Here is a 22955-nt window from a genome sequence, read left to right as displayed (position 1 = left end):
GTTGCCAACGCTCGGAAACGAATGAGTGGAGCTGACGGGCTACAGCGTAGCTAGCCGTTTCGTGGAGCTTCCCTAGCGGGCCGCTAAAAGGGTGGCGACGATGCAACACAGGGCGTTTATTTTCAAGCGTTCCCAAGGCCCCGCAGCACGTCCGGAATTCCAACATGTCGATCATGGGAAGCGGAACGGAGACCGGGGAACAGAGCGGGGAACAAATAAAGGTAGATTTGAATGAAAAGTACAATCCATGCGGGTCCAGAGGCATCTTTCGATCGGTTCACTTCGCGTTCGCGAAGGCCGTCCAATTCAGAAGGCCCCGAGTTTCTGGAACTCGCCGCGCAACAGCGCGACGACTTGGACGAGGTCCAGGGCCTCGAGTCGGTTCTTTTTCAGGAAGGCCGCCCACTGTCGTTGCTTCGCAGCATCCTGCACGAATGCATCGCTCAAGCCCGAGGGGAGGGTGCTGGGCATCGCGAGTTTCCGGCGATCGAACGTGGCCTCGACTGCGCGGCGCAGTTCGGCGGCTTCCAAGGCATCCTCTGCAAGCAGTACCCAGAGATCGAAGTAGTCCTTCATGCGGGTATTGGCCATGCCGAGCAGGCACACCGCATGAAACTTCTCGGCCACCACCGTGTATTTCGGATAGGACCGCAGTTGCGGGGCGGGCAGGTCTTCGAGCAGCACCGGGTAGCTGACTGTCTCCGGCGCCGGCGTTACCGCGTCGCCAAAACCGATGTCCACCTGCAGCGCGATGCGCGCACCATCCAGCTTCGCCCGTAGGTCGATCCGCACACCGCCGTAGCCCGCCTCCTTGCGGATCACCGAGCCGTTGACCGAGGCAGGATCGAATGCGATGCCATCCTCCACCTCGATCTGGGAGATCTCGCGGAAGGCCGCCACGGCGGTGTCGAGATCGTCTGGACCGAAGCCCAGCAGGTCCGCATCCCGCGTCGGCCGATGTGGTTGGTCGTACCACAGCGAAAACAGCAGTGCGCCCTTGAGCAGGTAGTTGGGTGCATGGGACGAGACGGATAGCCGATACAGCAGCCGCTCCAACCCATAGTGAGTCAGCGTCAGGTTGAAGTCCTGCTTCGTGGCATCGGCGCGCTGCTTCAGGCGGGCGCGGATGGAAGCGGCCAGGTTGCGGCTCATGCGGTGGCGCTTTCCAGATAGGGCCGCATGACATTGGCAACGCGATCCACCGTGGCGTAGTGCCAGAGCGCATCCATGGTCAGCTTGCGCTGTGTCCAGCCATCGCGCAGCGCTTCCAGCGCCACGTCCAGGCCGATCTTGTTGCGGTACTTGAAACAGTCGGCCACCGTTTTGGCCGCGTTGAACACCGGGACTTTCACGCCGTCGATCTCGACCGGCTCGATGCCCTCGGTCAGAGCGGCGCCCGACATGCGCACCACGCGCAGGGCAGGCTGGTCCAGCCGGGGTGTGGGCGAGTGATGGGGGATCGCCATCCAGACCTCGAAGGGCGCTTGCGTGCCGATGCCATGGACGCGCAGCGCCGACAGCAGGCACACCACGCCACGCGGCACGCGCAGAGCTACCTCGGCCAGGGACCGGTGCTCGCTGAGCGGGCGCCCTGGCAGGCTGTAGACGCCGCGGGCGATGCGCTCAAGCTTGCCGGCTGCAACCAGCCGGCTGAGCACCACGGTCGGAAGGCCCAGCTCAGCCAGATCTCGTGCGCGCAGCAGTGGCCGACGTCCGGCGAACGCGAGGACGGCTTGTTCGAGCGTGGAGTCCGAGCCCATCCCTCGAGTATGTTGCAATAATTAGTCATTTGTCAATAAACGACTAGCTAACGCAATACCATTGGAGGCTACCTGGAAATGCCGAAGGCGTGAGTTTCGGAACAGCGCTCGCTCCCACCGCGTAAGGCGAACCCATCCCGGGAGCCGGGTAGGAACACCCTGCCTGCGCCGTCTTGCAGGTAGCGCGTTTAACGCGGGCAAAATAGAGCCTCGGTGCTGGCGATCGTTGACGATTGATAGGCAGGAGTAGCTTCCCCGCAAACCGAGTCCATCTCCCGCGCCAGTAAAAGCGCTCGTTTTTCGACGGTAGAAGTGACGGTAAAGTACGATGTCCCAACCCAACAAAGCTAGCATTCATGCGGGTTTTCGGCCCTCGGAACCATTGAGTGGGCTGGCGGGTTACAGCGTAGCTAGGCAAGCTTTGTCGTAGTGGGCTGCCGCGCAGTGATGGCCGAAAGGGCTCCATATCCGGTAGCGATCGCCTTCTCAACTCAACGTGGTTGCGGCCGTTGCCAAAGAAGCGTCGCTCCGGCCTAGCCGGACATACGGTTGCGCTGACGCAGCGTGCTGCCGTCGTGATTCTTGCTCGCACACCTTCTATGAATGGCGAGGCTCTGCTTAGCTATGCAGGCCCGACACACGTGGGTTCCCGCCCGTTTCGCAGTGCGTAAGTGCACGCAGCCATCGGCTGCAATTGCTGCGACTAGTGTGTCAGTTCGGTTGCGGGATGCCCCTCGCTGCCAGCCAAGCCTTCATCTCCTGGATCTCATGCCGCTGCGCGGCGATGATCTCCTGCGCCAGCTTGCGGTTCACCGGGTCCTTTCCGTACTGCAACTGGATCTGCGCCATGTCGATGGCACCCTGGTGATGCGGGATCATGCCGAGCACGAACGCCACGTCGGGATCGGGATGCTGGATCCCCCCCTGCATCGGGCCGTGCATTCTGGCCATGCTGGCCTCGTAGGCCTCGCGCGCCGAGCCACCCGATGCGCTTGCAGGCGGCGCTGCATGCCCCAGCCCGTGAGCACCAGAAGGGGCGGGTGGCGCGGTCGCTTTGCCGATTGCCTGCGGCCCATGCGGGTGTTCGGCGCTGTAGGTGTGGGTTGCCATCTCTGCGGTGGCCGGGTTTGCTTCGCCGTTCGGGCCGTACAACGCCAGATGCAGGCCCCAGTAGCCACTCGTAAAAATCACCAACGCTGCGCTGAGCGCTAAAGGAATGGTCCAGACCGAGCGCCGGATGGCGAAGCGCACCTGAGGCGTTGGGTCTGCGGCGATGGCCACGATGATCGCCATGATGAGGGCATGCCCCACCAGGTCGATGCGCCCGAACGGGAAGACGGCCGCGTTAAAGATCACGAAGAGCGTGATCGCCGATAAGCGGCGCACCAGCGCTGTCCACAGCAGGCCAAAGCCCATCGTGAACTCCGCGATTCCGGCCATCGGGATGAACACGTCGCGTGGCATGCCGAAGGTGAGGAACGGTTTTTCTTCGACGAGCGGGTAGAACCAGTCCGGATAGGCGAACTTCTCCAGACTCGACCACATCAGGGCGATGGCCACGCCCCAGCGCAGCACTTCGAAGCGGTACTTGCGCCATTCCGGTTTTTTCGACGATTCGAGCACCAGGTAGCCCGCCACCGAGACTCCGAGTGCCAGGTAGTCCAGCAGGTGGAACAGGTCGTACTCGGTCAGCGCCAGCACCCACAGCAGGATGATGCCGGCAGCCGCCAGCGGCATCGTCCGGCGCGAGAAGACGCAGGCGGCGATCAGGAGCTGCATCCACGAAACCCACTCGTTCGGTGTCTTCAGGTCCGGCGTCAGATAGACCCCACCGACCGCGAAGATCGCGACGAAGAAGGCCGCGATGACCACCCGCACGAAGTCGTCCAGGCGCATCCACAGCGGATTCATCACCTTGTCCATGCCGGCGAGGATGCTTTGTCCGACGGACATCTTCTCGATGGCCCGAGTGGCCAGGAAGAACATCAGCACCAGTGCGATGCCGATCCAGAACCACTGGTTGGTGAGCGTTGCGCTCAACGGCTGCGGTGGCGCACCCACGATGTAAGGCGCAAACCATTTCACATGCGCATGGGCGGTCAAAGCCACGCCGGCGCAGCCCAAGGCCGCAAAGCGCAGCAGCATCTGGCGCTGCCTGCCCACGGTACCGTCAAGCTCGTCGAGTGCATTCCTCTTCATATCGACTTTCTTTCTGAACGATTCAGGGATGCAGCATTGTCATCAGCAGCACCGTGTCCTGATGGGCCTGCACCCGGTGGGGTTCTGCGGCAGGCAGCATCACCAAGTAGCCCGGGACCAGTCGGCACGTCCGCGACGGCGTCGCGACATCCGCCTCGCCCGCCAGGCATTGGACCGTGATCTCGCCAGGCACGTGGTGCTCCGGAAGCGCCTGTCCTGCTGCCAGCACCACCCGCATCAACTGGAGATGCGGCGTCTTGAGAAGGCTGCTGCTGACCGCCGTGCCGTGGGCCTCGTCGGTGGCGTGCAGATCGATGACCTCAAGGGGCTGAGCATGTTTGAGGGCCATGGCGCTTTGCGTTTGATGTAGATCAGAAAGGGTGTGACGAGGAGGCCGCTTGGCGCCATCATAAGATATATTCAGTGTAGATCTTATGAATAATCCAGCGCTACGAACGACGGAGGACGGAATGCCCGGGAGCAATCTCTGCACCGAAGCCGAAGTCACGGCCCTCGTGCACACGTTCTATGCGCGTGTCCGCGAGGACGAGGTGCTGGGTCCGATCTTCGACGCACACATCGACGACTGGGGCCGCCACCTGGCCAGGCTGGTGGATTTCTGGTCGGCCATTCTCCGGCGCACGGGACGGTTCTCGGGAGCGCCCATGCCCAAGCATGCGGTGTTGCCCGGCCTCTCGGCAGAGCTGTTCCAGCGCTGGCTGAAGCTGTTCCGCCAGAACGCGGTGGCGCAGCCCAACCAGGCGATGGCCGGGCAGGCCTGCGCGATGGCCGAGCGCATCGCGCAAAGCCTGTGGATGGGCTACCAGATCAGCCGTGATCCCGAGGCCATGCCCGCAGCGTTGGCTCAGGGTTGAGCGGTATGGCTGAACTGTTGCAGATCGAGGAGCCGGGGAGGGCGAAGCCGCCCCCGCCGCAATGGGCGGCGTTTCTGGAGCTGGGATTTCGGCCGCTGTACCTGGCCGGCTGCTTCTGGGCCGCCATGTCGCTGGCGCTATGGGTGTTCGGGCCCGGGGTGCTGCGCGGGCAACTGGCCGGTGTCGTCTGGCATGCGCACGAAATGCTCTGGGGCTTCATCGCCACGATCGCAGTGGGCTTCCTGCTTACCGCAGGTGCGAACTGGACGGGTATCAATCCGCTCAAGGGCAGGGCGCTGGGAGCCTTGAGCCTGCTGTGGGTTCTGGCGCGGGTGAGCTACCTCGTGCCGGGAGACATGGCGATCGCACTGGCGGTCGCCTGCGAGGTAATGTTCTTCGCCGTGTCGGCCCTGGCCTTGGGCCGCGCCATCTACGGCGCGCGCAGCCAGCGCAACTACGGCGTGCCGCTGCTGGTGTTCGCGTTGGGCGGGGCTGATGCTTTGTTCCTGCTCGCGAACTGGCAGGGCGACTATGGGCGGCTCATGCAGCACTTCAACACCGGGCTGTTGTGCATGGCGGTGATCGCGCTCTTGGTGGCACGCCGGGTCATTCCGTTTTTCGCGATGCGTGCGGTGCCGGGTTTGAGCATTCCGTTGCACACGCGCAGCGGCCATTGGCAACTGGCGGCGGGCGGCCTGGCCATCGGCTGCGGACTGATGGGCTGGGCAGAGGTGTCGGCCCTGTTTCTGAGCTTGGCTGGCGTGATCGCGCTTGTGCAGGTCCTGGCCTGGAAGCCCGTTGCGGTGCGGCGCGTGCCGTTGTTGTGGATCCTGTATGTCGGGTACGCCGCGATAGGCGTGGGGCTGCTGGTGGCCGCCGCCCACGCTGCAGGTGCTGTGCTGCGCGCCGCATGGCCGGCGCATGTGATCGGCGTGGCTGGATTCTCGGTTCTGATCATCGGCATGGTGACACGCACGGCCCTGGGTCACCTGGGGCGGCCGCTGCGCCCGGATCGCCTTATCGTGTGCTGTTACGGGCTGGTGATCGCGGCCGCGGCGCTGCGCCTGCTGGCGCTGCTGCCCACCGCCTTGGCGTTGGGAGCGCTGCACGCTTCGGCTGGCGCCTGGGTGCTGGCCTTCGCGCTGTACCTGTGGCGATTCTTCCCGATGCTGATCCGCCCGCGTATCGACGCGCCGACCGCGCCGGTTCTCCAGCCGGAACAGATCGCGGTGCGACTGCGCCCGCCGCAATGACTGGTGCCCTCCCATGCGTTTGACCACGATGACCGACTACGCGCTGCGCCTGCTGATGTATGTGGCGCAGCAGCCCGAGCGCCTGTGCACCATCTCGGAGGTGGCGCAGGCCTACGAGATATCGGAAGCGCATTTGATGAAGGTGACCCACCAACTCGGCCTGCAGGGTTGGATCGAGACCGTGCGCGGCAAGGGCGGCGGCATGCGCCTGGCCCATGCGCCGCGCGACATCAACCTGGGCGACGTGGTGCGCGGCATCGAGCCGGACTTTGCATTGGTCGAATGCTTCTCGACCGGCAACCAGTGCGTCCTCACGGGACAGTGCCGCCTGGCCAACGTGCTCGGTGGCGCCCTGCAGGCGTTCATGGCCCACCTGGACGGCTTCTCGCTGGCCGACCTGTTGCCCGGCACCGACCTGCCGCTGAAACCGGGCCAGCGCATGAAGCTGGAGCGCAGGCGGGTGGCATGAGGAATTCCCCGTGAGCTATGGTCTCCTGCTGATCCTCCACCTGCTGGCCGCCATCGCCTTCGTGGGCACGGTGTTCTTCGAGGTGGTGATGCTGGAAGACGTGCGAAAGCGCCTGCCGCAAGAGACCATGCGCGCGGTGGAGCGCGCGATCGGCAACCAAGCCACTGCCGTGATGCCCTGGGTACTGCTGACGCTCTACGCCGCCGGCATCGGTCTGGCCTGGCAGCACCGCGCCGCGCTGGCACAGCCGCTGGCCAGCAGCTTCGGGCTGCTGTTGATGCTCAAGATCGCACTGGCGCTCAGCGTGTTCGGACATTTCGCCACCGCCATGGTTTGGCGGCGGCGCGGTGTGCTGGGCGGGCGTCGCTCGCGCCGGCTGCACCTGAGCGTATTCAGCCATGTGCTGGCCATCGTGCTGCTGGCCAAGGCCATGTTCTACGTGCAGTGGTGAAGCGATGGCACTGGCCGACTTCTATCCACTGATCAAGGCCTCGCACGTCGGGCTGGCGATGCTAAGCGGCGGGCTGTTTGCTGGACGGGGCGTGGGCGTGCTGATGGGTGCAACGATGCCTATGTCAACACCGATGCGTCGACTGAGCCAGGTGATAGATACCTCCTTGCTCGCAGCCGCTTTGCTCCTGCTGGCGACCTTGCAGCTCAACCCCTTCGCCACCCCGTGGCTGCTGGCCAAGCTCATGCTGCTGGTGGCCTACATCGTTTTCGGCACGCTGGCGCTGCGGCGGGCGTCGACCTGGGCGGGCAAGGCGCTGGCTTTCGCTGCGGCTCTGACGTGTTTCGTGATGATGGTCGCTATCGCCCGAACCCACGACCCACTGGGCTTCCTGCGGATCGTTGGCTTGTAGCGTCTGCGGGACCCAGTTAGCGCAAGGCGATCCGACAGGCCTTGGCCTGCTCTGCCAGCGCCGTGGCGTGCTGGGTCGGCGCTGGCGTCGGCTGCACCTGAGCGTGTTCCCCACCTCCTGATCATCGTGCTGCTGGCCAGGGCCATGTTCGACTTGCATTGACGATGATGCTCGTCTTCGCTACCGGTGGGGGCACCCGCGGCCTTGAGGCAGCGCGCATCACGCCGCTTCATCTCGACGCCCAAGGCGCGCGTGAACACCTGCCAGGGCGACAGGCCGGCTGGCTTCTTCTGGAGCATCGCGTTCGTTTTCCATAGAGGTGAACACCAGCCCCAGGACTCCGCCAGTCGTCTGCACGGCACGCAGGTTGGGAAATCCGCGGGACTTCTGCGGATCGTTGGCTCGCAGGCCTTCTACTTGGCTAGCGCCAGCGTGCCCTTCATGATGGACGCGTGGCCCGGGAACGAGCAGAACCAAGCGTAGCTTTCCCCGGCCTTGAGCTTGGCCACGTCGAAGCTGACGGCGTCTGTTTCACCACCGCCGATGACCTTGGTGTGCGCGACGACGCGGGCGTCCCCAGGCTTCACGTAGGCCTTGTCCAGCCCGGCGGGAATGCCGTCTGTGGCCACGCCCTGGGCGTCGGTTGCCTTGCTCAGCACCCAGTTGTGACCCATGGCAACCTTGGGCAGCTTGCCCACGTGTTTGAGCTTGACGGTGAACTGCTTGCAACTGGCAGGCACGGCGATGCTGGTCTTGTTGAACTGCATGGCATCGTTGCCTTCAATCTCCACATCGCAATTGGCGGCTAGCGCGGGGCCGGCGAGTAGCGCGGTGAACAATATGGCCGCGGTGTTTGTCGTATTCATGTTGTCTTTCCAATGGTTAAAACGAACTCTTTGCCAGGCTCCGGCACCGATGCGCCAGAGCCCGTTCACTTAGACCGGCGCCTCCACCAGGCGCTGCCCGGACTGGGACTGCGTGGATTCTTTGCCCAGCAGGCCGAGCACCACCTGCAGTGCCATCGCAATAGCCCCGCCGATGAACACCACGTCGCCGAAGGTGCGCACCCAGCGCAGGTTCTGCAGCAGCGGCTGCTGCATGAACTCCTCGCTGCGCGCATACCACAGGCCCTGGCTCACGCTGGCGTGGAACTGGATGATCCCGATGGGCAGCAGGCTCGTGAAGATCATCAGCACCAGGCCTGCATTGAGACCCCAGAACGCGGTCTTCATCAGCGGCGTGCTGAACTGGTAGTGCGGCCGCAGATAGCGCAGCACCAGCAGCGTGAAGCCCAGCGCGAGGAAGCCGTAGACCCCGAACAGCGCGGCATGGGCATGCACCGGCGTGGTGTTCAAGCCCTGGATGTAGTACAGAGATATAGGCGGGTTGATCATGAAGCCGAAGACACCGGCGCCCAGCATGTTCCAGAACGCGACGGCGACGAAGCACATCAGCGGCCAGCGCAGGTTCTCCATCCAGGGCGCGCGGGCCTTCAGGCGCCAGTTCTCCCAAGCCTCGTGGCCCAGCACGATGAGCGGGACCACCTCCAGCGCACTGAAGCTAGCACCGACGGCCATAACGGGCGTGGTGGTGCCGGCGAAATACATGTGGTGGAAGGTTCCCGGAATGCCGCCGAGCATGAACAATGACGCCGACGCGAGGCTTGCGACCGTGGCCATGCGCACCGACACCAGGCCCAGCGTGGAGAAGATGAAGGCCAGCGCCGTGGTGGCGAAGACCTCGAAGAAGCCCTCCACCCAGAGGTGCACGACCCACCAGCGCCAGTACTCCATCACCGAGAGGTGCGTGCGCTCGCCATAGAAGAGCCCTGCGCCGTAGAACAGGCCGATGGCACCGACCGAGGCCGTGAGCAGGGCCAGCAGGTTCTTGTCGGCACCGTCGCGCTTGAATAGCGCGGGCAGCACACCGCGAAGCATCAGCACCAGCCACAGCAGGATGCCGACGTACTTGCCGATCTGCCACAGGCGCCCCAGGTCCACGTATTCATAGCCCTGGTGGCCGAGCCAGAAGTTCCATTCGGGCGGCATCACCTGCGCAATGGCCAGGTAGTTACCGATGAAGGAGCCGACCACGACGGCGACCAGCGCCCAGAACAGCACGTCCACGCCAATCCTCTGGAACTTCGGATCTTTGCCGCCATTGATCAGCGGCGCGAGGAAGAGGCCTGCGGCAAGGAAGCCGGTGGCAATCCAGAACAGCGCGGCCTGGATGTGCCAGGTGCGTGTCAGCGAGTACGGCAGCCAGCGCGAGATCTCGATGCCGTAGAACTGCTGGCCCTCGACGGTGTAGTGCGCCGTGAGCCCGCCAATGAACACCTGGAAGAGGAACAGTGCCACTACCAAGAACAGATACTTGCCCAGGCCGCGTTGCGACGGCGTGAGCGCGAACGTGGTCAGCGGATCGCGCGCAGCAGGGGCCGGCAACGGCTCGTCGTGCTTGCCCAGGAATGCCCAGGCCCAGACGAGAAAGCCGACGCCGGCGAGCAGCACCACGATGCTGGCGATGGACCAGACGATGTTTTCAGCGCTGGGCTGATTGCCAATCAAGGGCTCGTGCGGCCAGTTGTTGGTATAGGTGACGTTCTGGCCTGGCCGTTCGGTAGCCGCGGCCCAGGCAGTCCAGAAAAAGAACTGCGTCATCTGCTGGCGCCGCTCGGCACTGGGCAGCGTGTTCTCCTTCATCGCGAAGTGCTCTCGGCTCTTTTGCAGCGCGGGCGCGTCGGAGAACAACTGGTCGTAATAGGCAGCGGTCTGGGCGATGGCCCGGGCACGCCGCTCAGACAGTTTCAGTACGTCGGCCTGATCGACACGGTTACCGCGGTACTCGGCCTTGAGTTGCTCGCGCAGTGCGGCTTGCGTGGGGCCGTCCAGCACGGCGTACGGCTTGCCATGCAGTTGCTGCGCGGCCAGGTCGAGCCAGGCGGTGAGCTCGCGGTGCAACCAGTCGGCCGTCCAGTCGGGCGCCTGGTAGGCACCATGGCCCCAGATGGAGCCGAGTTGCATGCCGCCCACCGATTGCCAAGCTGTCTGGCCGTCGAGGATGCCCTCACGGTCGAACAGCACCTTGCCATCCTGGGTGGTGACTTGCGCCGGAATAGGGGGTGCTTGGCGGTACACCTCTGCGCCGTAGTAGCCCAGCAGCGAGAAGGTGACGATCAACACGCCGATCAGCGTGAACCAGAGTTTCTTGTAGGAACCCATGGGATTCTCCTTGGTCAATGCACCGCTGCCGGCGCGAAGCGCTCGAACAGGATGTTGTTTTCTGTATGGATGTGCGCCATCAGGTCCTGGCGGAAGGTCCGCAGGCCGGAATAGAGCGCGCGCCAGGTGGTGCAGGCCGCGCGCGGCGGGGTGATGCCATCGGTCAGCACTTCAAGGCGGTGGAGGGCAATGCCATGATCGTCGTGTTCCATGCGCATCACGGTGATCGGCGCACCAGCCATCACGCCATGGCCGCGCACGATCATCGGAAAGAGCACGTCTTCTTCCTTGCGCATGTGGCTCTCCAGTTCTTGCGCCATGGCCGAGAGGTGATCGGCCAGCCCTCGCGGGCAATCGGCGCGCTCTGAATGCACCTGTTCGACCTTGCGTGCCAAGCGGATCAGCTCGGGCAATTGCTCGCGATGGACGGCGTGGTACCGCGCCAGGATGTGATCCACCAGCGCGGTGGGTGTGGCTCGGCTCCAGTCGGGCTCGCCGTCGGCAGCAACGCGTATTTCCAGCGCCTGCAGTTCCTCGACGATCGGCGCAGCGTCCACGCCGGCAGCCGCAGCGGCCGAGCGTAGCGACTGGTTGCCGCCGCAGCAGAAGTCGAAATGGTGGGCGTCGAAGACGCGCGTGGCGCCCGAGATGCGCCGCGCGAGCTGGCCCAGGGATTGGTCGATGAGTTCCATCGTGTGATCCTTTCTTGGTGAAGAGATGGGTTACAGGGCGCCGGACTTGTAGACGCCTGGTACGGACTCGCCAGTGACTTCGAGCACGCCAACCGCGCCCTTGCCGGCGCGCGACAGTGCGTGGTCCACTAGGAGGTAGCTGCCGGGGTGCTGCACTTTGATCTCGACGATGGTCGCGCCGCCGGGCGCCACCAGCGTGGTCTGCACGTCGTGCTTGAGGCCCGAAAATGAGCCTTCGCTGTACACGGTGTCGAAGATTTCCCCGATGACGTGGAACGACGAGATCTTGTTGGGGCCGCCGACGCCGAAGAAGATGCGCACGGTCTCGCCCACCTTCGCCTGGAGCTTATGGGTCTTGCTCAACGCGCCGACTGCGCCGTTGAAGACGTAATAGTCGGGAAGCTCATTGGCCATCTTCTCGAGGTCGGCCTCCTGATGCACCTTGGCACCGTGCGGCCGGCCGGTGTACATCTCGCCCTGCATCACGTAGTACTCGCGGTCCACTTTGGTGAGGCCACCTTCGGGCTCGACCAGGATCATTCCGTACATGCCGGCCGCGATGTGCTGCGGCACCAGCGGCGTGGCGCAGTGGTAGACGTACAGGCCAGGGTTGAGCGCCTTGAAGGCAATGGTCTTTTCCTGGCCGGGCGCCACCTGTGTGTGCTCGCCGCCGCCATGACCACCCGTGACGGAGTGCAGGTCGATCGAATGGATCATCTTGCTGTCGCGGGCATTGGCCAGCGTCAACTCGACCGTGTCGCCCACGCGCGCGCGCAGCATGGGGCCGGGTACTTGGCGATCGAAAGTCCAGTAGGTGAAGCTGGTGCCGTCATCGAGCTTGCCTGGCAGCTCGACCGTCTCCATGCGGTACTTGAGCGTTTTCGGCGCACGGCTGCCGATGGCGGCGGGCACCGCCGAGGGATTGGCGGCGACGCTGACGGCAGACGGGTCGGCCGCGCGCTGGGGCACCGGCGCAGGAGTGTAGAGCGCGAGCGCGGCCTGGCTCGAATCGGATTTCGCAGCGGGGGGCGTGCCCGCTTCGGCGACCGCTGGTCCGCTCACTTGGAGTTTTCCCTCCATGCCAATCTGCCGATGGCCTGGGATCGAGCAGTAGTAGGTGAAGGTGCCCGAGCGCGGCACCTTGAAGCGCAGCGTGGTCTTGCCGGTACCAGCGCTGAATTTCGCTGACGCGACGTTCAGCTCGGGAATCACCAAGTCGTGCTCAGCGCCTTCGCCGCTTTGGAGCGCGATCTCGACCGTGTCGCCCGCATTGGCCGCGAGCGTGGGGTTCACCTGGCCCTTGTCGTCGACGAACACCATCTTGCCATCGACGATGTTGGTGTGCAGCTCGTAGCGCTTGGTAGCTGCAGACTGCACTGCCGAAGTTGCGGCGCTGCCCGATGCAGCCAGGTGCGTTGAATGGGCGGCTGGCTGGGAATGCACGGCGAAGGCCGCGGTCAGGGTACAGATGGCGGCGGCAATGACGCCGAAGCTGAAGTTGCGTTGCATGGTGGGTTCCTTGGTCTTCTCTGCCGATGGGGCAGTACCGACTATGCGAACGCCGTGCCAGGAAAAACTTGTTCTTAATCAATGATTTACCAAATCAATGGTATTTATAACCACCAAAATTAAGGTTTCAGATACCATGACCGGTGTTTATGACCATCTCCGATATCCATCTTCTCCTGCTCGCGGATCTGGTCGCAGATCTGCCGGTGGCCGTACGTCTGCAGCGGCTGGTGTGCAGCCTGCGCGTGCACTTTGGATGCGGGGCGGTGGCGGTGCTGAAGTTAGAGGCTGAGCATCTGCGTCCTGTGGCGGTGGAGGGCTTGGTGAGCGATGCGCTCGGGCGACGCTTTGCCGTCAAGGACCATCCACGCCTGGCCGCCATCCTGCAGCGGCGCGGGGTCACTTGCTTCCATCACGACAGCGTGTTGCCTGATCCCTATGACGGCTTGATCGCTGAACGTGCGGGCGAGCCAATGGCGGTGCACGACTGCATGGGGATGGCGCTGGACGTGGAGGGCGAGCGTTGGGGTGTGATCACGTTGGACGCGCTTGAGGTCGGTACCTTCGATGTGCAGGCGCAGGGAGACTTGGCGCAGCTCGCCTGCGCTGTCGAGGCGGCGGTGCGCGTCACCCGGCTCGAGGCGGACATTCGGGGTTTGCGTTTGTCCGGTGGCGCTTTGCCGGCCGGCGCGCTGGCGCAGCGCACGGACGTCGAAATCCTGGGGCAGAGCGAAGCCATCACACACCTGCTGCACGAATTGCAGGTGGTCGCAGACTCCGAGCTCCCTGTGCTTCTGCTTGGCGAAACTGGTGTGGGCAAGGAACTGTTCGCGCACCGGCTCCATCGGCTGTCGCGGCGCGCCAGCAAGCCCCTGGTGCATGTCAACTGCACAGCCTTGCCGGAATCATTGGCAGAAAGCGAATTGTTTGGCCATGCGCGCGGCGCGTTCTCCGGTGCAGTGAGCGATCGACCAGGGCGGTTCGAGTCCGCGGAAGGCGGTACGCTGTTCCTAGACGAGGTGGGCGAGTTGCCGCTGTCGATTCAGGCCAAGCTGCTGCGTACCTTGCAGAACGGCGAGATCCAACGTCTGGGTGCAGACCGACCGCACCGTGTGAACGTGCGGGTGATCGCCGCGACCAATCGCAGTCTGCGCGACCATGTGCGCGACGGATCGTTCCGAGCCGACCTCTACCACCGGCTGTCGGTTTATCCGATACCGATCCCTCCCTTGCGAGAGCGTGGCAACGACGTGTTGCTGTTGGCGGGGCGCTTCCTGGAGCTCAACCGCGCGAGGCTGGGCTTGCGCAGCCTGCGCTTGTCCAACGAAGCGGAAGACGCGCTCAGGCGCTATCGCTGGCCCGGCAATGTGCGCGAGCTGGAGCACGTCATCAGCCGCGCGGCGTTGAAGGCAGTGAGCCGGGGTGCGGATCGCAAGGCTATCGTGACATTGGAGCCGGACATGCTCGACCTCGATGCTGTAGAGATGCCATCCAGCAACCGGACAATTCCACCTCATGACGCATCCGAAATCTCTGCCGCGGCTTGTCCCGCGTCAATGCACGAGGTTGTGGAGAACTGCCAGCGGCACGCGATCCGGCAGGCGTTGGCGCGGCATCAGAACAATTGGGCGGCAGCGGCGCGCCAGTTGGAGCTGGACGCCAGCAACCTGCACAAGCTTGCGCGCCGGCTTGGGATCAAGAAGCTGCCTTAGTTTGGCTCTGCCAGGATGGCATCACCAGGTCCCGCGCATGCGGCGCGTGAAGGGACGGAAGCCAATGTGACAGGGGAATCAGCATCAGGTTCTTCGCCCGGATGTACGCGGGTCGCGACGAAGCGCTACGTGAGCACGCTCGCCGCGCCTGCGGCAGCCGCCAATCAAAGTTCGAAGGCGCCCACCCCAGGGTTGGCAGGTGTCAGAAAAACCCGAGCTTCTTGGGCGAGTAGCTCACCAGAAGGTTCTTGGTCTGCTGGTAGTGGTCCAGCATCATCTTGTGGGTTTCGCGGCCGATGCCCGACTCCTTATAGCCGCCGAAGGTGGCATGCGCCGGGTAGGCGTGATAGCAGTTGGTCCACACGCGGCCCGCCTTGATGGCCCGGCCCATGCGGTAGGCCGTGCTGCCGTCGCGCGTCCACACGCCGGCGCCCAGGCCGTAGGGCGTGTCGTTGGCGATCTCCAGCGCTTCTGCCTCGGTCTTGAAGGTGGCAACCGCCAGCACGGGGCCGAAGATCTCCTCCTGGAAGATCCGCATCTTGTTGTGGCCCTTGAACAGCGTCGGCTGGATGTAGTAGCCACCGGCCAGTTCGGCGCCGAGTTCGGCCCGCCCGCCGCCGATCAGGCATTGCGCGCCTTCCTGCTTGCCGAGTTCGAGGTAGGTCATGATCTTGTCCATCTGCATGGCCGACGCCTGCGCGCCCATCATCGTTTCGGTGTCCAGCGGGCTGCCCTGCTTGATGGCCTTGATGCGCTCGAGCGCACGCTCCATGAACTTGTCGTAGATCGACTCCTGGATCAGCGCGCGCGACGGGCAGGTGCAGACCTCGCCCTGATTGAACGCGAACAGGACCAGACCTTCGATGGCCTTGTCGAAGAAGTCGTCGTCCGCATCGGCGATGTCTTCGAAGAAGATGTTGGGACTCTTGCCGCCGAGCTCCAGCGTGGCCGGAATGAGGTTGCCGGCCGCGGCTTGGGCAATCACGCGCCCGGTGGCGGTCGAGCCGGTGAATGCGATCTTGGCGATGCGCTTGCTGCCGGCCAGCGCCATGCCCGCTTCGCGGCCGTAGCCATTGACGATGTTGAGCACGCCGGGCGGCAGCAGGTCGGCGATCAGCTCGGCCATCACCATGATGCTGACGGGCGTCGATTCGGCCGGCTTGAGCACCACGCAGTTGCCCGCGGCGATGGCCGGCGCAAGCTTCCAGGCCGCCATCAGGATCGGGAAGTTCCACGGGATGATCAGGCCCACGACGCCCAGCGGCTCATGGAAGTGGTACGCAATGGTGTTCTCGTCGATCTCGCTCAATGCACCTTCCTGCGCCCGCAGGCAACCGGCAAAGTAGCGGAAGTGGTCGACCGTGAGCGGGATATCGGCATTCAGCGTTTCGCGGATCGGCTTGCCGTTGTCCACCGTCTCCGCATAGGCAAGCAGTTCGAGGTTCTGCTCCAGGCGGTCGGCGATCTTCAGCAGCACGTTAGCGCGCTCGGCCGGCGAGGTGCGGCCCCATGCGCCCGCGGCCGCATGGGCCGCATCGAGCGCCAGCTCAATGTCCTCGGGGCCGGAGCGAGCCGCCTTGGTGAAGGGCTTGCCGGTGATCGGGGTGATCACGTCGAAGTACTGGCCCTTGACCGGTGGCACGAACTTGCCTCCGATGAAGTTGTCGTAGGCGGGTTTGAAGGCGACCTTGGCGCCCGAAGTGTTGGGACTCGCGTAAAGCATGGTGGTATGTCTCCGTCCGGAAGGGTTTTGGAATGGGGCCGCGCCAACCAGACAGCGCGCGTTGCCGGAGAATTCCCATCGCACGCAGCGTGCCAGCACGGGTTCAACGTCTTTCACATGATCTGCCGCAAGAACAAGGTCAGTTTCGTGCGTGAGACTGTGGCAACGGTGTCTCGGCGCTGAACACCTGTCACGAAACGGGACACCTCGATCCCGCATTTCCGCTGAAACCACACGGAGACAAACACTGATGCTCTCATCAATTGCGAGCCGCACGCCCGGCACGGACATCCGTGAAGCCCGCCGCCAGTTGTGCCAGGCAGGCGAAGTTGGCCAAGGCCTGATCGCGCCGGCCCTGTGCCGCAGCTGGGAGCGCAGCCGCCAGTTCGGCCTGGTGCCCACCGGCCGCGCGCCAGGCTCACCCCATGCATCGTCGGCCCAGCTGGCACGTGCGCTGGACCGGCAGCGTGAACTGGTCGCCCACGCGCAGCCGGTGATGGAGTTCCTGTTCGATCAGACGCGTGACACCGGCAGCATGGTCATCCTGGCCGATGCCCAGGGCACGCTCCTGCAGGCATTGGGCGATGCTGGTTTTGCGCAACGTGCCGAACGCGTGGCGTTGCGCCCCGGCGCCAACTGGCACGAGCAGTGGCGCGGCACCAATGCCATCGGCACCGTACTGGCCGAGGGCGAATCGGTGGTGGTGCACGGCGGCGAGCACTATCTAGAGCGCAACGGCTTTCTCACCTGCACGGCCGCGCCGGTCACCGACTCGGCCGGCCGCATGTTGGGCGTGCTGGACATTTCGGGCGACCACCGCGGCTACCACCGGCACACCCTGGCGCTGGTGCGGCTGGCGGCGCGCACGGTCGAGCAGAAGCTGTTCGACGCCCGCCATGCCGGCAGCCTGCGACTGCGTCTGCATGCCCAGCCGGAAGGCATCGGCAGCGTAAGCGAAGGCCTGCTGGCCCTTTCCGACGACGGCTGGCTCATCGGCGTCAATGCGGCTGCACTGGCGATGCTGGGCATCGCACGCGGGGACGTCGGTGAAAGTACCGTCGAGCGCCTGCTTCAGTTAGACCTGCCCACCTTGCAGGCCTGGAGCCGGCATCCCGCCGGTGCGCCGCGGCCGGTGCGCCGCCACGACGGCAGCGTACTGTGGGCGCGGGTGGAGCCGGGCCGCCATGTCGTGGCCGCGCAGACCGGCCGGACCGCGCCGCGCTTTCCATTGGAAACGCCGGTGGACCCGCTGGCCGAGCTGGACACCGGCGATACGGCCATGCGGGCGGCCATTAGCCGTGCTCGGCGCGTGCTGGACAAGCCGATCGCAGTGCTGCTGCAAGGCGAGTCGGGTGTCGGCAAGGAAGTGTTCGCCCAGGCGATGCATGCCAGTGGCATGCGCCGAGAGGGACCGTTCGTTGCCGTGAACTGCGCCGCGCTGCCCGAGGCACTGATCGAGGCGGAACTCTTCGGCTACCGGCCGGGCGCCTTCACCGGCGCGGCCCGCGACGGCGCGCCCGGCCGAATCCGCGAGGCGCACGGCGGCACACTGTTCCTGGACGAGATCGGCGACATGCCGCCGGCGCTGCAAGCCCGGCTGTTGCGCGTGCTGCAAGACCGGCAGGTGCAGCCGCTGGGCGGCGGCAAGCCGGTGGCGGTGGACTTCCGCCTGGTGTGCGCAACCCACCGCGACCTGCGCGACGAGATGGGCAAAGGGCGCTTTCGCGAGGACTTGTACTATCGGCTCAACGGTCTCACGTTGCTATTGCCGCCGCTACGCGAGCGCCAGGACAAGGCCCACCTGACCGCCCGGATGCTCAGCAGCTTGCTGCCCGGCCGGGACCTGCAAATCGCTCCCAAATTGGCGCTCGCCATGTCGGGCTATCACTGGCCGGGCAACCTGCGCCAGCTGCACAACGCGCTGCAAACAGCATGCGCCATGCTGGACGATGCGGACGTGCAGATCGAGTGGGGCCATCTTCCAGACGATCTGGCCGAAGATTTGCGGTTCGCCGGCCGGCCGCGCCTCGATGTGAATGAGGCCACCGACCTGCGCAGCCGGGCGCTACACACCATAGAGCAGGCCATGCAGGCCGGCGCCGGCAACGTGTCCGAAGCCGCCCGTCGCCTGGGCATCAGCCGCAACACGTTGTACCGCAAGCTACGGGAAATGGGAATGCGTTAAGAGCCAGAGACTTCAAGCGCTGGGATCCAGTACGCGGGCGCAGGCAAACGTCGAAACACGCCCCGACCCGCGCGATACCGCCGGCTACGTCGCCGAGATGGTGCAGACATCTCGCTGTCCGGTCTAAAGCAGGAAAATGGGGACGTAGCTGCGAAACGAAACTGAGCGAGGAACTGCGGCGTTGCCAATGCTCCAGACCGATCCAGTTAACCTTTATGAGACCTCAACGTGCTGCGCGCTCACCAGTACCCGAGCACCCTCCACCACGCACCACCGACGACTGCGAAGATCAGCAGCTCGACTACGCACATCACGAAGCCCACGCGCCACCAGTTGCCCATCGTGACGTAGCCGCTGCCGAAAATGATCGGCGAGGTGCCGGTGGCGTAGTGGGTCAGCGTCATCATGATCGCCGAGCCGGCGGTCATCATCAGCATGAACGGCACCACATACGCGGGCGGAATCAGCTGCGCACCGACACCGAGAAAGGCCAGCAGCATCGCGCTGATGTGGGCCGTGGTGCTGGCGAAGAGGTAGTGCGAGAACACGAAGGCCAGCACCAGAATCGCGGCGATCGGTGGCCAGCCCATGCCGCTGGCGACGATGGCGCCCTTCATGCCGTTCGAGAACCAGGCGATGACGCCGACCTTGTTGAGCTGCTCGGCCAGCATTACCAGGGCGCCGAACCACACCAGTGTGTCCCAGGCACTCTTCTCTGACAAGACGTCGTCCCAGTCGATGGTGCCGGTAATGATCAGCACGAAAAGCCCGACGAAGGCGACCACCGTCGGGTCCAGCGTGAAGGCCGGCCCCAACAGCATCGCCGGCACGTTCGCCCACAGTACCAGCAGCAGGCCGAAGGTGCCCATCATCACCTTCTCCTTGGGCGCCAGCGGCCCCATGTTCGCGAGCTCGCTGCGGGCGTAGGCCACCGCGTCGGGTGTGGCCTTGAGTTCAGGCGGCGAAAGCAGGTAGATCACCAGCGGCATCACCAGCAGGCACACCAGCCCCGGCAGCAGCATGCACAGTGCCCAGGTGGTCCAGGTCAGATGGAAGCTCTGGTTGGTCGCCCGGGCGACGTAGTCCACCACCAGCGGGTTGGGCGCCGTGGCGGTCACGAACATCGCCGAAGTGATCGGGTTGGCGTGGTAGTTGACCAGCGCCAGGTAGGTGCCGACCTTGCCCTGCGTGCCCTTCGACGGATCCGAGTCGAAGGCATTGGCGATCGACTTCATGATCGGATGCACGATGCCGCCGCCGCGTGCGGTGTTGCTGGGCGTGAACGGCGCCAGCACCAACTCGCAGACCGCGAGGCCGTAGCCGATGCCGATCGTGCGCTTTCCCAGCAGCGAGATGAAAATCAGGCCGACGCGGCTACCCAGGCCGGTCTTCTTCAGGCCGCGCGAAATCAGGATTGCTACCACTATCAGCCAGATCAGCGGGTTGGCGAAACTGCTGAGCGCATCGGTGATCGCGCCCTTGGACGAGGTCGAGGTGACCTGCGTCAGCGATACGATCACGATCGCCATCATCGCCATCACACCGATCGGCATGACCTTGAGGATGATCGCCACGATGGTGGTCAGGAAGATCGCCACCAGGCGCCAGGCTTTGGGCGTGAGCCCCTCGGGGCAGGGGATCAGCAGCAGAGCGATCAGCACCGCGGTGGTCACGAGTGCAGGGCCGAGGCGGAAGGGCACCGCGTCGTTGAAATAGCGAAAGATTGCCTTGATGCGAGTGAACACTGGAAATCCTAGTTTCGTTGGCCGGCGATGATGCTGCCCGGCACGTGGACCTCTGTCATGTCGATGGTCATCAAAGCACGGCCGACAGCAGCAGGGTGCAGAGGCACACGTACACGAGCAAGCCGAGGCTGAAGCTCAGCGTGCTGCGCATGATGGCGGACTCCTGCCCCACCAGCTTGACGGCTGCCGCCGCGATCGCGATCGACTGCGGCGACACCAGCTTGGCCATCACGCCGCCCGCCGTGTTGGCCGCCACCAGCAGCGCACCGGTGCTGCCAATCTGCGTCGCCGTCACGGCCTGCAGGTGCGCGAACAGGGTGTTGCTGTTGACCACCGAACCGGTCATGAACACGCCGATCCAGCCGATGACCGGCGACAGCAGCGGAAACAGGCCACCGGTCTGCGCCAGCGCGAAGCCGATGGTCGACGAGGCGCCCGAGAAGTTGGTGACGTAGGCCACGGCCATCACCAACGAGACGGTCGCCAGCGGCTTCCACATGTCGCGCACCGCCTGGCCCAGCTCTCCCGCCGCCGCGGCGAAGCTCAGCCTCTTCGAGAACAGTGTGGTGAGCAGCGCCGCAATCAGGATCGCCATGCCCGAGGCGTTGAGCAGACCGACGCTCCAGACCGCCGGCAGCGTGTGGGCGCTCGCCACCAGCGGCGGCAGTTCTTGCACGCGCTGGTGCAGCAGCCCGATCGGCAATCGCATGACCGTGCCGACCAGCATGCCGCCGGTCGCGAACAAGGCCTTGAAGGCTGGCAGGCTCCACACCAGAATCACGCCGGTCAGGATGTAGAAGGGCGACCAGGCCAGCAACACGTCCTTGAGCGATCCGCTGCGCGCCGTCGCGGGCTGCGCGTTGGCTTCGCGGTAGATGCGCTTCGGCCGCCAGACCTGCATGAAGCCGGCCAAGCCGGCCATGCTCACGAGCGGCGCAAGGATGTCGACCAGCTCGGGGCCCAGGAAGTAGAGCGTGAGCGTCTGCACGCCGCTGAACACCAGCCCGACGACCAGCAGTATTGGCCAGGTCTCGCGCACGCCGCGCCAGCCGTCGAGCACCCACACCAGCGCGGTGGGCACGAACACGGTGCAGATCTGCACGATGGCGATCAGCATGAGCGACATCTGCCCCAGATCGACGCCGCCCTGCTGGGCGCCGACCAGCACCGGGATGCCGATGGCTCCGTAAGCGCCGGCGGCGGCGTTGGCCAGCAGGCAGAGCATGGCGGCCTTGAGCGGCCGGAAGCCGAGTTCGACCAGCAGCGCGGCGCAGATGGCGATCGGCACGCCGAAGCCGGCGGCGCCTTCGAGAAAGCCGCCGAAACAGAAGGCGATCAGCAGCACCTGGACGCGCTGATCTTCGGAGATGGTCGCGATGCTGCCGCGGATCACTTCGAACTTGCCGCTCCTGATCGCCAGTTTGTAGAGCCACACCGCCATCAGCACGATGAAGCCGATCGGGAAGACGCCGTTGGCGACGCCCAGAAGCGCAGCGCCCACGATGTTCTCGAACGGCATACCGAAGACGAAGAAGGAAACCGCTGCCGAAACCGCCATCGCCAGCAGGGCTGCGGTCAGGCCCTTGAGCTTGAGGACGGTGAGGGCCAGCAGGAAGAACAGCACCGGCAGGGCGGCCAGCAGCGCCGACAAGTTGGGGTTGCCCATCGGGTCATAGATCTGCTGCCAGATGAGCGCGGGCGCGGCGTTCAAGATGCGGCGACCAGGTTGGGGCAGGGCGTGTGTTCGGCGAAGTGGCGCAGGTTATCGAGGGTGGTGGCGGAGATTTCGCGCAGCGCCTCGACCGTGAAAAAGCCTTGGTGTCCGGTCACCAGCACGTTGGGAAAGGTCATGAGGCGCTGGAACACCTCGTCATCGATGATTTCACCGGAATGGTCCTTGAAGAACAGCGCGCCTTCCTGCTCATACACGTCGATCGCGAGGTGGCCGAGTTGGCGGGACTTGAGCGCCTGGATCACTGCGCCGGTGTCGATCAGCGCGCCGCGGGATGTGTTGACCAGCATGGCACCGGCCTTCATGCGCGACAGCGAGGCGGCGTCGATCATGTGACGCGAGGCCTCGGTGAGCGGGCAGTGCAGCGACACGATGTCCGAGCGCGCCAGCAGTTCGTCCAGCGCCACTATCTGTCCTAGCCCGTCGAACTGCGGCGACGGAAAGGGGTCGCAGCCCAGCACGACGCAGCCGATGCCGTGCAGGATGCGGGCGGTCGCCAGGCCGATCCGGCCCGTGCCGACGATGCCCACGGTCTTGCCGTGCAGCGTGCTGCCGAGCAGGCCCTCGAGCATGAAGTTGCCTTCGCGCACCCGGTTGTAGGCGCGGTGCGTCTGGCGGTTGAGCGTCATGATCAGCGCCAGCGTGTGCTCCGCCACCGCTTCGGGCGAGTAGGCCGGGACGCGCGCGACGAACAGGCCGAGCCGGGCCGCCGCGGCCAGGTCGACGTTGTTGAAGCCCGCACAGCGCAGCAGCACGGCGCCGACGCCGAATCCATGCAGCGCCTCGAGCGTGGGTGCGTCCAGCCGATCGTTCACGAACACGCAGACCGCCTGGCAGCCCTGTGCCAGTGCTGCCGTGTCGGCATTCAGCGCGACATCGAAGTAGACACAGTCGAACGCAGGCTTCGTCGACGTGGCCTGGTTGGCCTCGTCGAGAAAGCGTCGGTCGTAGGGGCGGGCGCTGAAGACAGCAGTTTTCATGGGCGTCCTTGGGGTGAATACGACCGGGCTCCGGGCT

At 64.8% G+C, this 22955-nt stretch carries 19 protein-coding genes; 7 read left to right on the top strand and 12 right to left on the bottom strand.

Annotation, left to right across the window (positions count from 1 at the left end; translation table 11 throughout):
* Positions 1-306 precede the first annotated feature (306 nt).
* The 4 genes from ACSFBC_RS05535 to ACSFBC_RS05520 all read right to left on the bottom strand — a co-directional run bounded on the left by ACSFBC_RS05535 (position 307) and on the right by ACSFBC_RS05520 (position 4308).
* Positions 307-1152 carry a nucleotidyl transferase AbiEii/AbiGii toxin family protein gene (locus ACSFBC_RS05535; protein WP_435509332.1) on the bottom strand — a complete coding sequence of 282 codons (846 nt, stop codon included), beginning with the start codon at positions 1150-1152 and terminating at the stop codon, positions 307-309.
* Positions 1149-1760 carry a type IV toxin-antitoxin system AbiEi family antitoxin domain-containing protein gene (locus ACSFBC_RS05530; RefSeq protein WP_435509331.1) on the bottom strand — a complete coding sequence of 204 codons (612 nt, stop codon included), beginning with the start codon at positions 1758-1760 and terminating at the stop codon, positions 1149-1151. The genes ACSFBC_RS05535 and ACSFBC_RS05530 overlap by 4 nt, the downstream gene beginning before the upstream one ends.
* A 711-nt stretch (positions 1761-2471) precedes the next feature.
* Positions 2472-3959, bottom strand: a complete 1488-nt coding sequence (copM, locus tag ACSFBC_RS05525; protein WP_435509330.1) for a CopM family metallochaperone — start codon at positions 3957-3959, stop codon at positions 2472-2474.
* Positions 3960-3981: 22 nt separating this feature from the next.
* Positions 3982-4308, bottom strand: a complete 327-nt coding sequence (locus ACSFBC_RS05520; RefSeq protein ID WP_435509329.1) for a cupin domain-containing protein — start codon at positions 4306-4308, stop codon at positions 3982-3984.
* A 121-nt stretch (positions 4309-4429) separates the two neighbouring features.
* On the opposite strand from ACSFBC_RS05520, the gene ACSFBC_RS05515 reads away from it, so the two are divergent.
* The 5 genes from ACSFBC_RS05515 to ACSFBC_RS05495 are packed head-to-tail and all read left to right on the top strand — an operon-like array spanning position 4430 to position 7419.
* Complete coding sequence (locus tag ACSFBC_RS05515) at positions 4430-4834, top strand: group III truncated hemoglobin (protein WP_435509328.1); 405 nt, start codon at positions 4430-4432, stop codon at positions 4832-4834.
* Between the two features lie 5 nt (positions 4835-4839).
* Positions 4840-6087, top strand: coding sequence for an NnrS family protein (locus tag ACSFBC_RS05510; protein WP_435509327.1), 1248 nt, complete (start codon positions 4840-4842; stop codon positions 6085-6087).
* A gap of 13 nt (positions 6088-6100) precedes the next feature.
* Complete coding sequence (locus ACSFBC_RS05505; protein WP_435509326.1) at positions 6101-6556, top strand: RrF2 family transcriptional regulator; 456 nt, start codon at positions 6101-6103, stop codon at positions 6554-6556.
* 10 nt (positions 6557-6566) lie between these two features.
* Positions 6567-7007 (top strand): CopD family copper resistance protein, encoded by a 441-nt coding sequence (locus ACSFBC_RS05500; RefSeq protein WP_435509325.1) that lies wholly within the window; start codon positions 6567-6569, stop codon positions 7005-7007.
* Positions 7008-7011: 4 nt separating this feature from the next.
* Positions 7012-7419 (top strand): SirB2 family protein, encoded by a 408-nt coding sequence (locus tag ACSFBC_RS05495; protein ID WP_435509324.1) that lies wholly within the window; start codon positions 7012-7014, stop codon positions 7417-7419.
* A 413-nt stretch (positions 7420-7832) separates the two neighbouring features.
* On the opposite strand, the gene azu is transcribed toward ACSFBC_RS05495, so the two are convergent.
* The 4 genes from azu to nirK form a co-directional block, all read right to left on the bottom strand.
* Positions 7833-8285: an azurin gene (azu, locus tag ACSFBC_RS05490; protein WP_435509323.1), complete on the bottom strand. Its 453-nt coding sequence runs from the start codon at positions 8283-8285 to the stop codon at positions 7833-7835.
* A gap of 69 nt (positions 8286-8354) precedes the next feature.
* Positions 8355-10640: a nitric-oxide reductase large subunit gene (locus ACSFBC_RS05485; protein WP_435509322.1), complete on the bottom strand. Its 2286-nt coding sequence runs from the start codon at positions 10638-10640 to the stop codon at positions 8355-8357.
* A gap of 14 nt (positions 10641-10654) precedes the next feature.
* On the bottom strand, positions 10655-11332 hold the full coding sequence (ytfE, locus tag ACSFBC_RS05480) for an iron-sulfur cluster repair protein YtfE (RefSeq protein WP_435509321.1): 678 nt from the start codon (positions 11330-11332) through the stop codon (positions 10655-10657).
* 30 nt (positions 11333-11362) lie between these two features.
* Positions 11363-12841: a copper-containing nitrite reductase gene (gene nirK / locus ACSFBC_RS05475; protein WP_435509320.1), complete on the bottom strand. Its 1479-nt coding sequence runs from the start codon at positions 12839-12841 to the stop codon at positions 11363-11365.
* A gap of 149 nt (positions 12842-12990) precedes the next feature.
* Here nirK and norR point away from each other — a divergent pair, with 149 nt between their 5' ends.
* Entirely contained in the window at positions 12991-14553 is a 1563-nt protein-coding gene (norR, locus tag ACSFBC_RS05470) for a nitric oxide reductase transcriptional regulator NorR (RefSeq protein ID WP_435509319.1), read from the top strand.
* A gap of 202 nt (positions 14554-14755) precedes the next feature.
* Here norR and adh read toward each other — a convergent pair whose 3' ends face one another.
* On the bottom strand, positions 14756-16276 hold the full coding sequence (gene adh / locus ACSFBC_RS05465; RefSeq protein WP_435509318.1) for an aldehyde dehydrogenase: 1521 nt from the start codon (positions 16274-16276) through the stop codon (positions 14756-14758).
* 250 nt (positions 16277-16526) lie between these two features.
* Between adh and ACSFBC_RS05460 the strand changes: the two genes are divergently transcribed.
* A complete protein-coding gene (locus tag ACSFBC_RS05460) occupies positions 16527-18461 on the top strand; it encodes a sigma-54-dependent Fis family transcriptional regulator (protein WP_435510022.1) in 1935 nt (644 codons plus the stop codon).
* Between the two features lie 239 nt (positions 18462-18700).
* Here ACSFBC_RS05460 and ACSFBC_RS05455 read toward each other — a convergent pair whose 3' ends face one another.
* The 3 genes from ACSFBC_RS05455 to ACSFBC_RS05445 form a co-directional block, all read right to left on the bottom strand.
* Entirely contained in the window at positions 18701-20206 is a 1506-nt protein-coding gene (locus ACSFBC_RS05455) for a DASS family sodium-coupled anion symporter (protein ID WP_435509317.1), read from the bottom strand.
* A gap of 70 nt (positions 20207-20276) precedes the next feature.
* Positions 20277-21917, bottom strand: a complete 1641-nt coding sequence (locus ACSFBC_RS05450; protein ID WP_435509316.1) for an L-lactate permease — start codon at positions 21915-21917, stop codon at positions 20277-20279.
* Positions 21914-22918, bottom strand: coding sequence for a 2-hydroxyacid dehydrogenase (locus ACSFBC_RS05445; protein WP_435509315.1), 1005 nt, complete (start codon positions 22916-22918; stop codon positions 21914-21916). Before ACSFBC_RS05445 ends, ACSFBC_RS05450 begins: the two co-directional genes overlap by 4 nt.
* Positions 22919-22955: the final 37 nt, after the last annotated feature.

The organism is Variovorax frigidus, assembly GCF_051216515.1.
Lineage (GTDB): Bacteria > Pseudomonadota > Gammaproteobacteria > Burkholderiales > Burkholderiaceae_C > Variovorax.
Note: the sequence above shows the minus strand (reverse complement) of the source record. Positions and strands in the feature narration are given on the sequence as shown.